Here is a 12,175-nt window from a genome sequence, read left to right as displayed (position 1 = left end):
AGGGGGTGGGAATGACGGATAAGCCGCTTCAGGGGCAGATCGCGCTCGTCACGGGCGCATCGCGCGGCATCGGCGCCGCGACGGCGGAGGCACTGGCCACACTCGGCGCGCATGTCGTGCTGACGGCGCGCACGTCGGGCGGTCTGGAGGAGTTGGAGGAGCGCATCCACGCCGTCGGCAGCTCCGCCACGATCGCGCCGATGGACCTGACCGAGAGCGACTCGATCGCCCGCCTCGCCACCGCCATCGGCAGCCGCTGGGACGCGCTCGACATTCTCGTGCTGAACGCCGCGATGCTGGGCGAGCTTGGCCCCGTCTCCTCGATCGACGGCAAGCAGTTCAACAAGCTGCTGACGCTGAACCTTCTCGCCAATCAGGCGCTGATCGCCAATTTCGATCCGTTGCTGCGCAAGTCCCAGCGCGGACGGGTGGTGGCGCTCACCTCCAGCGTGGGCGCGAAGCCCCGCGCCTATTGGGGGGCCTATGGCGCCTCCAAGGCCGCCCTGGAGACGCTGGTGCTGGCCTATGCCGACGAGGTGGAGCAACTCGCGCCGATCCGCGTCGCCATCGTCGATCCGGGCGCGACCGCGACGGCCATGCGCCACAACGCCTATCCGGGCGAAGACCCCGCCACCATCCAGCAGCCGGCCGAGGCCGGCGCGGCCATCGCCAAGCTCGTCGCCGACGATTTCGAGACCGGCTACCGCACCCGCCTCGGCGGCTAATCGGCTCGGGGTTCCTTCTCCACCATCCAGGTCTGCCCCTTGGAGATGAGCGCCTGAAGGTCCGCCGTCTTGCCCTCCGAGGCGCGGGCGTTCTGCTCGATCACCGCGCTCTCGAAAGTCGGCGCGGGAGACTGGTAGATCACGCCGAGCGCCACCGGATGGGCGCCGGAAGGCATGGTCACGAGCATGTTCGCGATGGAACGGTTGGTCTCGTCATGCACGAGCACGCCCGCCGCCTTCCAGTCGCCGCCCGCGACGTCCACCACCTTGAGCGCCAATGCATTGGCGTCGAGCGCGAGGCCCCTGAGCCCGCCATCGAACAGCATCGGTTGCCCGTGCTCCACCCAGATCTGCCTGGCAGCGGCCTCTTTCTTCTCGGTGAAGGGGGCGAACACCTCGTCATTGTAGACGATGCAGTTCTGGTAGATCTCGACGAAGCTCGCCCCCCTGTGGGCATGGGCCGCCTTGAACACGCCGGGCAGATTCTTGTGGACGTCGATCCCCCGCGCCACGAAGAGCGCGCCCGCGCCGAGCGCGAAGGCACAGGGGTTCACCGGCCCGTCCACCGATCCGAACGGCGTCGAGGGCGAGCGCGTCCCCGTTCGCGAAGTCGGCGAATATTGGCCCTTGGTGAGCCCGTAAATCTCGTTGTTGAACAGCAGGATCTGGCAATCGAGATTGCGGCGCAGCAGGTGCAGCGTGTGGTTGCCGCCGATCGAGAGGCCGTCGCCGTCCCCGGTGATGACCCACACGTCGAGATCGGGATTGGCGAGCTTCACCCCCGTCGCCACCGCCGGCGCGCGGCCGTGGATGGTGTGGAAGCCGTAGGTCTCCATGTAATAGGGGAAGCGCGAGGAGCAGCCGATACCTGAGATGAACACCGTGTTCTCCGGCTTCACACCGAGATCGGGCATGGTGCGCTGGATCGCCTTCAGGATCGCATAGTCGCCGCAGCCGGGGCACCAGCGGACCTCCTGATCGCTCTCCCAGTCCTTGGGCTTGCTCGTCACAGGGGTCATGTCGTTCATGCGAGCGCCCTCTCGATGGCGGCTTCGATCTCGGCGATGCGGAAGGGCTGGCCGGACACCTTGCTGAGCGGCCGGGCGTCCACAAGATATTGATCGCGCAGCACCGTCTTGAGCTGTCCCGTGTTCATCTCGGGCACGAGGATCTGGCCGAAGCTCCGCAGCAAGTCGCCGAGGTTGGCGGGCAGCGGCCAGATATGGCGGAGATGGATGTGGCTGACATCCAGCCCCCGCGCCAGCGCCCGGCGGACCGCCTGATGGATCGGCCCGAAGGTCGATCCCCAGCCGACCACGACGAGCTGACTCCCCGCCTCGCCCAGCGCGACGGCCTGTGGCGGGATATGCGCGGCGATGCCGTCCACCTTGGCCTTGCGGGCATCAGTCATCGCCTGATGGTTGGCGGGAGCGTAGTCGATATTGCCGCTGCCCTCCTGCTTCTCGATGCCGCCGATGCGGTGGAGCAGGCCGGGCGTGCCGGGCTTCACCCATGGCCGCGCGCCCTTCGCGTCGCGGCCGAAGGGCTGGAACGCCTCGCCTTCGGCTGGAGGATCGGTGCGGAACGTTACCGGGAAAGCCTCATAGCCCGCCATGTCCGGCACCTTCCACGGCTCGGCGGCATTGGCGATATAGCCATCGGTCAAGAGCATCACCGGCGTCATAAACTGGGTGGCGATGCGGCACGCCTCGATCGCGCAGTCGAAGGCGTCGGCCGGCGAGGCGGCGGCGATCACTGGCATCGGCGCGTCGCCGTTGCGGCCATAGACGGCCTGATAGAGATCCGACTGCTCCGTCTTGGTGGGGAGCCCGGTCGAGGGGCCGCCGCGTTGCGAATTGACGATGACGAGCGGCAGCTCGGTCATGATCGCCAGCCCCATCGCCTCGCCCTTGAGCGCAATGCCCGGCCCCGAGGACGAGGTGACGCCCAGCTTCCCCGCATAGGAGGCGCCGATGGCGGACGCGATCGCCGCGATCTCGTCCTCCGCCTGGAAGGTGGTGACGCCAAATTCCTTGAGGCGCGACAGATGATGCAGGATCGCGGAGGCCGGCGTGATCGGATAGCCGCCGAAGAACATATCCACGCCCGCCAGCTTCGATCCCGCGACGAGGCCGAGCGAGATGGACTCCGCGCCCGTCACCGTGCGGTAGAGGCCGGGCTCGGCAGGCGCCGGCGCGACGTGATGCTGGTGCAGCCCCCGCGCCGCATCCGCGCCGATCTCCGCCGTCTCTCCGAAGGCGTGGCCGGCGTTGAGCGCAGCGATATTGGCCTCGGCCAGCTCGGGCGACTTGGCGAACTTGGTCTGGAGCCACGTCACGATCGGATCGCGCGGCCGATCGAACATCCAGAGCGCCAGCCCCAGCGTCCACATATTCTTGCAGCGCAGCGCCTCCTTGTTGCCGAGGCCGAAGGGCTTCACGGCATCCATGGTGAGCTGCGAGATGTTGAACGACATGAGCTGCCAGCGGCCGAGGCTGCCGTCGGTCAGCGGGTTGACGCCCTCGCCATAGCCCGCCTTGGCGAGATTGCGCGCCGTGAACTCGCCTTCGTCCGCGATGATGAGGCCGCCCGGCTTCAGCGCCTCCGCATTCACCTTGAGCGCGGCCGGGTTCATCGCGACGAGCACGTCCGGCTGGTCGCCGGCCGTCTCAATCGCGGTCGAGCCGAAATTGATCTGGAAGGCGGAGACGCCGAAGGTCGTGCCCTGCGGCGCGCGGATTTCGGCCGGGAAATCCGGGAAGGTCGCAAGGTCGTTGCCGGCCAGCGCGGTGGACAGGGTGAACTGCCCGCCGGTCAACTGCATCCCGTCGCCGGAGTCCCCGGCGAACCGCACGACGATGGATTCGGGCGGCGGATGTGCGGAGGCTTCACGGGGGGGCAGTTCACGCGCGGCTGTGGCCATGTTCCGAAAACCCTGGAAGGCGATACGGTACACGCGCCAACAACGCTAGCGCGAGGCGGATGCTTCATGTCGTAAGCCTCTCAGGGCAAAGGCTCAATGAAGAAAAGATCCAGCGCGCTCTCAACCTGACCTGGTGTGTTCATCGGCCAACACTCGCATCGACATGGCGTGACGTCGCGCGACTGCCATGCGGTCTGTGCCATATCCTCCGCCCAGCACGCTCGCGAGAGGCACATCATTTTGCTGCGCTTGCAGCATGACGAAACGATCGCGCGCTTCCAGTCCCGCGTCGGTCAGCGAGAGGCGGCCCAGACGATCGGCCTCGTGCGGGTCGATGCCCGCCTGATAGAGGATGAGATCGGGCCGCACCGCCTTCATCAGCGCGGGCAGATGCTCCGCCAGCGCTTCGAGATAGGCCTCGTCCCCCGTCCCGTCCGGCAGCGCCACGTCGAGGTCCGAACGGGCCTTGCGCGCCGGAAAGTTGCGCTCGCCATGCATGGAGAAGGTGACGATGTCGTCCCTGCCGGCGGTGAGCGCCGCCGTTCCGTCGCCCTGATGCACATCGAGATCGACGATCAGCACCCGGCGGACCGTCCCCTCCGCCAGCAGCCGGTGCGCGGCGACGGCAAGGTCGTTGAACACGCAATAGCCCGCGCCTGTGTCGTAGAGCGCATGATGGCTGCCGCCCGCCCCGTTCGCAGCATAGCCCGTCCTCAGCGCCAGCCGCGCCGCGAGCCAGGTGCCGCCGGGCGAAAGCTGCGAGCGGCGGGCGACGCGCGGCGTCACCGGGAAGCCGATCCGCCGCTCCTTCTCCACAGGCACCGTACAGCCCAGCACCTCCTCGACATAATCGGGGTCGTGGACGGCCTCGATCCACGCGCGGGGCATCGGCTCGGGACGGTGCACCTCATAGGCCGTGCCCGCCTCGTCCAGCGCCATCATCACGAGACCATATTTGTCGAACAGCATCCCCGTGCCGGGCGCTCCGGGCGCGACATAGCCGGGGTGGTGAACGATATGCAGCACAGGGCCTTCCTAGGAGGATTTGTGCGGTCGCGGAACGGCGCTCGACTTCCCCCGTCGCGTCGCCCTAAGGAGAGCGCGCGAACAAGGAGCCGTCCGTGACCGAAGCCTTCGTCCGACCCGACGTCGCCACCTTCCTGCGCTATCTGAACTCCGTCCCCGGGCCGAAGGTGCATGAGCTGAAGCCCGCCGACGCCCGCGAGATGGTGCGCGCGATGCGAGGCGTCGCCGATCTGGACACCGGCCCGCTCGCCGTGCTGCGCGATCTCGCCATGCCGGGCCCCGGCGGCGGGGAAATCCCGCTTCGCCTCTTCGACGCCCGCGAGCATCGCGCGCCCGGCCCGGTGATGGTCTTCTTCCATGGCGGCGGCTGGGTGCTGGGCGATCTCGACAGCTATGAGGCGCTCTGCGCGGAGATCGCGCGCGGGCTCGATATGCCGGTCGTCTCGGTCGACTATCGGCTGGCGCCCGAGCATCCGTGGCCTGCCGGGCCGGAGGACTGCGAGGCGGCCGCGCGCTGGGTGGCCAGCGCTCCGCAGGCGCTCGGCCTCTCGCCCACCGGGCTGGTGCTGGCCGGCGACAGTGCGGGCGGATCTCTCGCCATAGTCGCCACCATCGCGCTCCGGGACAGGCCCGCCGCCGTTCCGCTGATCGCGCATTGGGCGATCTATCCGGCCGCCGATTTGGTGACGCACTATCCGTCCTATTCCGAGTTCAAGTCCGGCTTCTTCCTCACCGACGAGGCAATGCACTGGTTCAATGACTGCTACGCGCCCGACGCCACCGACTGGCGCGGATCGCCGATGCAGGCGCCGCTCGCCGGGATGCCGCCCGCGCTGGTAACGACCGCCGGGCTCGACCCGATCCGCGATCAGGGGCGCGCCTATGCCGCCGCCCTCGCGCAGGCCGGCGTCGCGGTGACCTTCCGGGAGGCCGCCGGCAACATCCACGGCTTTTTCAACCTGCGCCGCGCCATCCCCTCGTCCAGCGGGGATCTGGCGCTCAATCTCGCCGCCCTCAACGCCCTCCTCGCCGAAACGGGACAGCCATCGTGACCACCGACCTTCCTTACCGCCCCGCCGCCGGGATCATGCTCCTCAATGCCGAGGGCAAGGTCTTCGTCGGCCAGCGCCTCGATTCGACGCTGGAGGCCTGGCAGATGCCGCAGGGCGGCATCGATCCGGGAGAGGAGGCCGAAGCCGCCGCGCTCCGCGAGCTGGAGGAAGAGACAGGCATTCCCGCCCGCCTCGTCACCGTGATCGCGCGCGCCGGAAAGGATCTCGACTATGATCTTCCGGCCGATCTGGTCGGCAAGCTCTGGAAGGGGCGCTACCGGGGCCAGCGGCAGGCTTGGTTCCTGATGCGTTTCGAGGGCACCGACGCCGACGTGAAGCTGGAAACCGCCCACCCCGAGTTCCGCGCATGGAAATGGGCCGAACCCAGCGAGCTGCCCGACATGATCGTGCCCTTCAAACGCGAGCTTTATGAAAATGTGCTCCGCGCCTTTGCGCATCTGATCTGATAAATTAGAGCTTGTCGGCATGAGTCGTGCGCGTCGCTTCCTTCTGCTGTCCTGTGGGCTGATCGGGACGGCGGCGAGCGCGCAGATGACGGAAACGAGTTCGTTCGCCCGGCCCGAGCCCGAAATCCCGATCATCTGGCTCGCGCCGCCGCCCACCGACATCGCCATCGAGGACCAGCGCCTGCCCGTGCTGACACTGGTCCTGCCGCCGCCGCCCAATCCCAACGCCGTGGCCCTGCCGCCCGCCGCCCGCGCGCTGCTGGAACAGGCGATGAGCAAGGGCTCGGCCGAGAGCTTCGCGGCCGTCGAGAAGCTGGCGCGCGAGACCTATCCCAATGGCGGCGCCCAGATCGACGCGCTGACGGCCGAGAATGCCGCCAACATCGCCGAGAAGAAGGCAGCCGAAGCCCGCGCCAAGGCCGATGCGCTGGCCGCCGCCTCCTTCCTCGACAACTGGAAGGGCGAGGTCGAGGTCGGCGGATCTCTTCAGACCGGCAACACGCACAACATCGCCGTCTACGGCTCGCTGAAGCTCACCCGTGAGGGGCTGCGCTGGCGCAACGCGCTCACCGCCCGCGCGGACTTCCAGAAGACAGACGGCACCACCACCACCGATCGCGACAGCATCGCCTATCAGCCACAATACAAGTTCGACGAGCGGCTCTATCTCTACGGCCTCGGCCAGTTCGAGCATGATCGCTTCACCGGTTACGACCAGCGCTACACGGCCGGCACCGGTCTCGGCTATCGCCTGCTGCCGGGGCCGAAGATCCAGGTCGATCTGGAAGGCGGCCCTGCTGTCCGCCAGACGCGCTTCATCGACGGCGGCCACCGCACCGACTTCGCGGGCCGCGGATCGCTGAACATCGCGTGGAAGCCCAACCCGAACATCCAGTTCACCCAGAACACGCAGGTCTATTTCGAGACAGGCAACAACAACATCGTCTCCACCACCGCGCTCGACACCAAGCTGTTCGGGCCGCTCAAGGCGCGCCTCTCCTACAACATCACCTACGAACGAGAGACGACGGATGCGGCCAAGAATCTCGATACGACCAGCCGCGCTTCGCTCGTGTACAGCTTCTGACACCGCCGCTACGATTTGCCCCGGAGCGCTCTTCGTTCTAAGCCTCCGCCCATGTTTTCGCTTCGCGCAGAGCACCGTCTCATTCTCGATCGCGCCGCCGGTCAACCGATGCTGGAGCAGACGCTCGACTGGGCCGCGATCAACAGCGGGACGGGCAATCTCGCCGGCCTGAAGACGGTGGCCGCCAGGTTGGCGGATGCCTTCTCCGTGCTGCCGGGCAAGGTGGAGCTGCTGGCGGCCGATCCGGTCGAGAGCATCCTTCCCGACGGAGCGACGCGCGAGATCAAGCGCGGGCGCAACCTCCATCTCGCGGTGCGGCCCACCGCTCCGGTGCAGCTCCTGCTGACCGGACACATGGACACGGTGTTCGCCGCCGACCATCCCTTCCAGCAGACCGTCCAGCTCGATGACGGGCGCATCAACGGCCCCGGCGTCGCGGACATGAAGGGCGGCCTCGCCATCATGCTCGCCGCGCTGACCGCGCTGGAGGCGAGCCCGCTCCGCGACCGCGTGGGTTATGAGGTCGTCATCAACTCGGACGAGGAGACCGGCTCGCACGGCTCGGCAGGGCTGATCGCGCGCGCCGCCAAGGGCAAGGTGGCGGCACTCACCTACGAGCCCTCGGCACGGCCCGACGGTCTGCTCGCGGGCGCGCGGCCGGGCAGCGGCAATTTCTCGATCATCATCACCGGCCGCAGCGCCCACGCCGGACGCAACCCCGAGGACGGCCGCAACGCGGTGCTCGCCGCCGCCGACCTCGCGCTCCGCCTCGCCAAGGCGGCCGGCCCGCGCCTCACCGTCAACCCCGCCAAGATCGACGGCGGCGGACCCAACAATGTCGTGCCCGATCATGCCGTGCTTCGCGTCAACCTGCGCCCCACCGCGCCTGAGGACGAGCTGCGCGCCAAGAGCCATATCGACGCGGCGATCGCGATGGTGGCCGAAGAGCACGACGTCCACATCCACATGCACGGCAGCTTCGCCCGCCCGCCCAAGCCGCTCAGCCCTCAGACCGAAAAGCTGTTCGAGCTGGTGCGCGAATGCGGCGAGGCGATCGGGCAAAGCATCGCCTGGGCGCCCAGCGGCGGTGTATGCGACGGCAACAACATAGCGGCGGCGGGCGTGCCCGTGGTCGATACAATGGGCGCCCGCGGAGGCGCCATTCACTCCGGGGAGGAATTTCTGATCGTCGAGAGCCTGGCCGAGAGGGCCCGCCTGTCCGCGCTTGTCTTGCTGCAACTGGCCGAGCGGGGCCGCGCATGAGCTTCCGCATCCGCGCATCCCGCATCGCCGATCTCGGCTCGCTCTACGAGCTGGCCAAGCTGACCGGTGGCGGCTTCACCAACCTCCCGCCCGATCGCGATGCCCTGGCCGCCAAGCTCGCCCGCTCGGCCAACGCCTTCGCCAAGGAGGCCGACACCACCGGCGACGACATCTACGTCCTGATGCTGGAGAACAGCGAGACCGGGCAGGTGCGCGGCACCGCGCAGGTCTTCTCCAAGATCGGGCAGCACTGGCCTTTCTACAGCTATCGGACCGGCGTGCTGAGCCAGACCAGTCAGGAACTCGGCCGCACCTTCCGCGCCGAGATGCTGACGCTCACCACCGATCTGGAGGGCGCGTCCGAGGTCGGCGGCCTCTTCCTCCATCCCCGCGAGCGCGCGGGGGGGCTGGGCCTGCTGCTCGCCCGCTCGCGCTATCTCTTCATCCGCCAGCACCGTCGCCGCTTCGGCGACCGTGTGATCGCGGAGCTGCGCGGTGTGATCGACGAGGCGGGCGGATCGCCCTTCTGGGATGGCCTCGCCGGCAAATTCTTCGGCATGAGCTTTCAGGAGGCAGACCAGTTCAACGCCGTCCACGGCAACCAGTTCATCGCCGATCTGATGCCCAAGCACCCGATCTACACCGCCATGCTGCCGGAGACGGCGCGCGCGGTGATGGGGATGCCGCATCCGACCGGCCGCGCCGCCATGCGGATGCTGGAAAGCGAAGGCTTCGCCCACGAGGGCTATATCGACATCTTCGACGGCGGCCCGAGCATGGCCGCCGCAACCGACCAGATCCGCACCGTCCGTGATGCGGTGGACGCGAAGATCGTCGCCATCGACGCCGAAGGCGGGCAGCGCGCGCTGATGTCGCATGGGCTGTTGCAGGATTTCGTCGCCATCCACGCAATGATCGAGGAGCGCGACGGCGGCGTCGCCATCAGCGCCGAGAGCGCCGCCCTGCTGGGCGCGTCGGTGGGCGACGGGGTGACCTATGCCATTCGTTGAGCCCGGCCGGATGGTCGAGATCAATTTCGACGGGATCGTCGGCCCTACCCACAATTATGCGGGTTTGAGCCTCGGCAATCTCGCCTCGAAGAAGAATGCGGGGCAGGCCTCGCACCCCCGTGCGGCCGCGCTTCAGGGCCTCGCCAAGATGCGCGCAAACCTCGCGCTGGGGCTGACGCAGGGCATCCTGCTCCCTCATCGCCGGCCGGATGGCGAGTGGCTCGCCTCGCTCGCGACCGACGTGGCGAATGCGGGGCCGCTCTGGCCGGCGGCGACCTCGGCGTCCGCGATGTGGGCGGCCAATGCCGCGACCGTCTCGCCCGCCGCCGACACCGGGGACGGCCGCTGCCACCTGACCGTCGCCAATCTGGTGACGATGCCGCATCGCAGCCATGAATGGCCGGGGACGCTCGCCCAGCTCCGCCTCGCCTTCGCAGACGAGCGTGCCTTCGCCGTCCACGGCCCGGTCCCCGCGCCCTTCGGAGATGAAGGCGCCGCCAACCATATGCGCCTGTGCGAGCATCATGGCGCGCCCGGCGTCGAGGTGTTCGTCTATGGCGAGGCCGGCGGCCCCTTCCCGGCTCGCCAACATCTTCAGGCCAGTGCCGCCATCGTGCGCCGGCACGGGCTCGGCCAGGCGTTGTTCGTTCGCCAGTCCGACGAGGCGATCACGGCTGGCGCGTTCCACAATGATGTGGTCGCCGTCGCCAACGAGCGCGTGCTGTTTGCCCACGAGCACGCCTTCGCCGACAAGCAGCGCTTCTTCGCCGATCTGCGCGAGCGGCTGCCCTCGGTCGAGATCATCGAGGTTCCGGCCGAGGCGGTGAGCCTCTCCGACGCCATCGCCAGCTATCTGTTCAACGCCCAGCTCGTCACGCTCCCCGACGGCGGTGGCATGGCGCTGATCCTGCCGACCGAGGCGCGCCATGTCGGACGGGTCTGGCAATGGCTGGAGGCACTGGTCGCCGGCAATGGGCCGATCCGTCGGCTGATCCCGGTCGACGTGCGCGAATCCATGGCCAATGGCGGCGGCCCCGCCTGCCTGCGCCTGCGCGTCGTCTGTGATCCGGCGACGGTGGACCCGCGCTTCCTCGTCGACGAGACGAAACTCGATCGCCTCGCCGGCGTTATCGAGGCGCATTGGCCCGAGCGCGTGACGACAGCCGAGATCGAGACGCTGGGCGCCTGGCTCGCGGCGGTCGAGGCGCGCAAGGCTCTGCTGGAAGCGCTGGATCTGCGGGAACTGGCCTAAAGTCTTAACCCGCCTTTAGCACTTCCTGTGGCATGAACGTGGGCGACGACGCCCGTGGGAGACGAGGGGTATGGCTGCATCGGCGTTCGAGTTGCCGCAGGACAAGCGTGACAACAAGCGTTCGCGTTTGCTGCTGACCGCCCGGATGGAATGCGATCAGGGCGTCGTCGAGGTGCACCTGCTCAACATCTCCCATTCGGGCGCGAAGCTGGACGCCGACGCGCCCCCGGCGCGCGACGAACGTGTCGTGCTGATCCATGAGGATCTGCGCGTGAACGGCCGGGTTGCCTGGGTGGAGGATCACCGCTTCGGCGTGGCGTTCGACAATCCGATCGACGAGCACCACCTCATCAGCCGTGGGCGGCAACAGCTCTCGGGCTGAGGCTCAGCCCCGCTCCAGCGCAAGCAGAGCGAAGGTGGCGAGCCAATGCTCGCCCATATAGTCGCCCTCCACATGCGGCAGGCTGGCAGCGAGATGCCGTTCCGCCGCCTCTTCCGCCACAACCGCAACCGGATGCTTCGCACCCAACGCCGCAGCGATTCCCCGCCAGCACCACGCCCGGCTGAGATTGAGCCCGTCGAGATGGGCGATCTTGCCGTCGCTCCGATCCGAGACATACGCCGGGGTGAACAGCGTCGCCGGTTTGGAATCCAACGCATCGGGCAGGAAATCCGCGAACCACGCCGCGAAATCCGCGCCATCGAGAAGCCGGCTCATGAGCAGGGCCTCGATCAGCGCGGGCGACAGGAAGTCGTCCCCGCTCGGCTCCCACGCCTGACAGGCGCGATCCTCGCCATACCATGCGCGGGCGCGCTCCCCGATCAGCACCGCTAATTCCGGATCATGCGCCCGAGCCCAATCCTGCGCGAGGACGAGCCCGAACGCGGTGTTGAAATGACCCCCGCTCCTGATCGCGTAAGTGAGCTTCGGCAGATAAGCCCTGAATCTGTCGGCAAAAGCCCGCGCCAGAGGCTCCAGCGCGACTCCCCATGGGGTCCGCTCCGCCTCACCATGCAGCGCCAGCAGCCACGCCCAGCCATAAGGGCGCTCGAAACCGGCCGAAGTGGGCCGCTCCAGATAGGCGAGTTCGCCTGCCACTTTTTCGGCCACGAGCATCTCGTCGGCTCGCGCCGTGATGGCGGCCGCCTCGGGCGTTCCGGGGAAAAGCCGGCGAATACGCAGCAACTGCCACCAGCCATGCACGCAGCTATGCCAGTCGAAACTGCCGTAGAAGATGGGATGCAACTCCGAAGGGCTCCGCACACCCTCCGGGCCCGCCATCACATGATCGAGCTTGTTCGGATATTCCCGCCCCACATGGCCCAGCGTCAGGCGTGCGAAGAGGGTGGCGGTCTCAACGGAAAGCATC

12 protein-coding genes are annotated in these 12,175 nt (G+C 68.0%); 8 read left to right on the top strand and 4 right to left on the bottom strand.

What is annotated here, in order from left to right; genetic code table 11:
- Positions 1-11 precede the first annotated feature (11 nt).
- Positions 12-725, top strand: a complete 714-nt coding sequence (locus ST3T6A_RS0111630; RefSeq protein WP_019833101.1) for an SDR family NAD(P)-dependent oxidoreductase — start codon at positions 12-14, stop codon at positions 723-725.
- On the opposite strand, the gene ST3T6A_RS0111625 is transcribed toward ST3T6A_RS0111630, so the two are convergent.
- The 3 genes from ST3T6A_RS0111625 to ST3T6A_RS0111615 form a co-directional block, all read right to left on the bottom strand.
- Positions 722-1,753, bottom strand: coding sequence for a 2-oxoacid:ferredoxin oxidoreductase subunit beta (locus tag ST3T6A_RS0111625; RefSeq protein ID WP_019833100.1), 1,032 nt, complete (start codon positions 1,751-1,753; stop codon positions 722-724). The genes ST3T6A_RS0111630 and ST3T6A_RS0111625 overlap by 4 nt on opposite strands.
- On the bottom strand, positions 1,750-3,648 hold the full coding sequence (locus tag ST3T6A_RS0111620) for a 2-oxoacid:acceptor oxidoreductase subunit alpha (protein ID WP_019833099.1): 1,899 nt from the start codon (positions 3,646-3,648) through the stop codon (positions 1,750-1,752). The genes ST3T6A_RS0111625 and ST3T6A_RS0111620 overlap by 4 nt, the downstream gene beginning before the upstream one ends.
- Positions 3,649-3,768: 120 nt before the next feature.
- Positions 3,769-4,674, bottom strand: coding sequence for a histone deacetylase family protein (locus ST3T6A_RS0111615; RefSeq protein WP_019833098.1), 906 nt, complete (start codon positions 4,672-4,674; stop codon positions 3,769-3,771).
- A gap of 95 nt (positions 4,675-4,769) precedes the next feature.
- Here ST3T6A_RS0111615 and ST3T6A_RS0111610 point away from each other — a divergent pair, with 95 nt between their 5' ends.
- The 7 genes from ST3T6A_RS0111610 (at position 4,770) to ST3T6A_RS0111580 (ending at position 11,187) form a co-directional block, all read left to right on the top strand.
- A complete protein-coding gene (locus ST3T6A_RS0111610; RefSeq protein ID WP_019833097.1) occupies positions 4,770-5,726 on the top strand; it encodes an alpha/beta hydrolase in 957 nt (318 codons plus the stop codon).
- Complete coding sequence (locus ST3T6A_RS0111605) at positions 5,723-6,193, top strand: RNA pyrophosphohydrolase (protein ID WP_019833096.1); 471 nt, start codon at positions 5,723-5,725, stop codon at positions 6,191-6,193. The genes ST3T6A_RS0111610 and ST3T6A_RS0111605 overlap by 4 nt, the downstream gene beginning before the upstream one ends.
- Before the next feature lie 19 nt (positions 6,194-6,212).
- On the top strand, positions 6,213-7,280 hold the full coding sequence (locus ST3T6A_RS0111600) for a DUF481 domain-containing protein (protein WP_019833095.1): 1,068 nt from the start codon (positions 6,213-6,215) through the stop codon (positions 7,278-7,280).
- 51 nt (positions 7,281-7,331) lie between these two features.
- Positions 7,332-8,543 (top strand): hydrolase, encoded by a 1,212-nt coding sequence (locus ST3T6A_RS0111595; protein WP_019833094.1) that lies wholly within the window; start codon positions 7,332-7,334, stop codon positions 8,541-8,543.
- The gene (locus ST3T6A_RS0111590) at positions 8,540-9,553 is read left to right on the top strand and encodes an arginine N-succinyltransferase (RefSeq protein WP_019833093.1); all 1,014 of its coding nucleotides are present in this window, start codon (positions 8,540-8,542) and stop codon (positions 9,551-9,553) included. Before ST3T6A_RS0111595 ends, ST3T6A_RS0111590 begins: the two co-directional genes overlap by 4 nt.
- Complete coding sequence (locus tag ST3T6A_RS0111585; protein WP_235785782.1) at positions 9,540-10,805, top strand: N-succinylarginine dihydrolase; 1,266 nt, start codon at positions 9,540-9,542, stop codon at positions 10,803-10,805. The genes ST3T6A_RS0111590 and ST3T6A_RS0111585 overlap by 14 nt, the downstream gene beginning before the upstream one ends.
- 70 nt (positions 10,806-10,875) lie before the next feature.
- The gene (locus tag ST3T6A_RS0111580; RefSeq protein ID WP_019833091.1) at positions 10,876-11,187 is read left to right on the top strand and encodes a PilZ domain-containing protein; all 312 of its coding nucleotides are present in this window, start codon (positions 10,876-10,878) and stop codon (positions 11,185-11,187) included.
- A 3-nt stretch (positions 11,188-11,190) separates the two neighbouring features.
- On the opposite strand, the gene ST3T6A_RS0111575 is transcribed toward ST3T6A_RS0111580, so the two are convergent.
- Positions 11,191-12,174 (bottom strand): DUF2891 domain-containing protein, encoded by a 984-nt coding sequence (locus tag ST3T6A_RS0111575; protein WP_019833090.1) that lies wholly within the window; start codon positions 12,172-12,174, stop codon positions 11,191-11,193.
- Position 12,175 lies beyond the last annotated feature (1 nt).

Origin of the sequence: Sphingomonas sp. PR090111-T3T-6A (assembly GCF_000383095.1) — a bacterium.
In the GTDB taxonomy this organism is placed as follows: Bacteria; Pseudomonadota; Alphaproteobacteria; order Sphingomonadales; family Sphingomonadaceae; genus Solisphingomonas.
This window is presented reverse-complemented; position numbering and strand designations above follow the sequence as displayed.

What these genes read in the sequence shown, in the direction of transcription:
- ST3T6A_RS0111590 (WP_019833093.1), top strand. Translation starts at nt 8,540, where the DNA reads ATGAGCTTCCGCATCCGCGCATCCCGCATCGCCGATCTCGGCTCGCTC.
- ST3T6A_RS0111600 (WP_019833095.1), top strand. Translation starts at nt 6,213, where the DNA reads ATGAGTCGTGCGCGTCGCTTCCTTCTGCTGTCCTGTGGGCTGATCGGG.
- ST3T6A_RS0111585 (WP_235785782.1), top strand. Translation starts at nt 9,540, where the DNA reads ATGCCATTCGTTGAGCCCGGCCGGATGGTCGAGATCAATTTCGACGGG.
- ST3T6A_RS0111575 (WP_019833090.1), bottom strand. Translation starts at nt 12,174, where the DNA reads ATGCTTTCCGTTGAGACCGCCACCCTCTTCGCACGCCTGACGCTGGGC.
- ST3T6A_RS0111630 (WP_019833101.1), top strand. Translation starts at nt 12, where the DNA reads ATGACGGATAAGCCGCTTCAGGGGCAGATCGCGCTCGTCACGGGCGCA.
- ST3T6A_RS0111625 (WP_019833100.1), bottom strand. Translation starts at nt 1,753, where the DNA reads ATGAACGACATGACCCCTGTGACGAGCAAGCCCAAGGACTGGGAGAGC.
- ST3T6A_RS0111580 (WP_019833091.1), top strand. Translation starts at nt 10,876, where the DNA reads ATGGCTGCATCGGCGTTCGAGTTGCCGCAGGACAAGCGTGACAACAAG.
- ST3T6A_RS0111620 (WP_019833099.1), bottom strand. Translation starts at nt 3,648, where the DNA reads ATGGCCACAGCCGCGCGTGAACTGCCCCCCCGTGAAGCCTCCGCACAT.
- ST3T6A_RS0111595 (WP_019833094.1), top strand. Translation starts at nt 7,332, where the DNA reads ATGTTTTCGCTTCGCGCAGAGCACCGTCTCATTCTCGATCGCGCCGCC.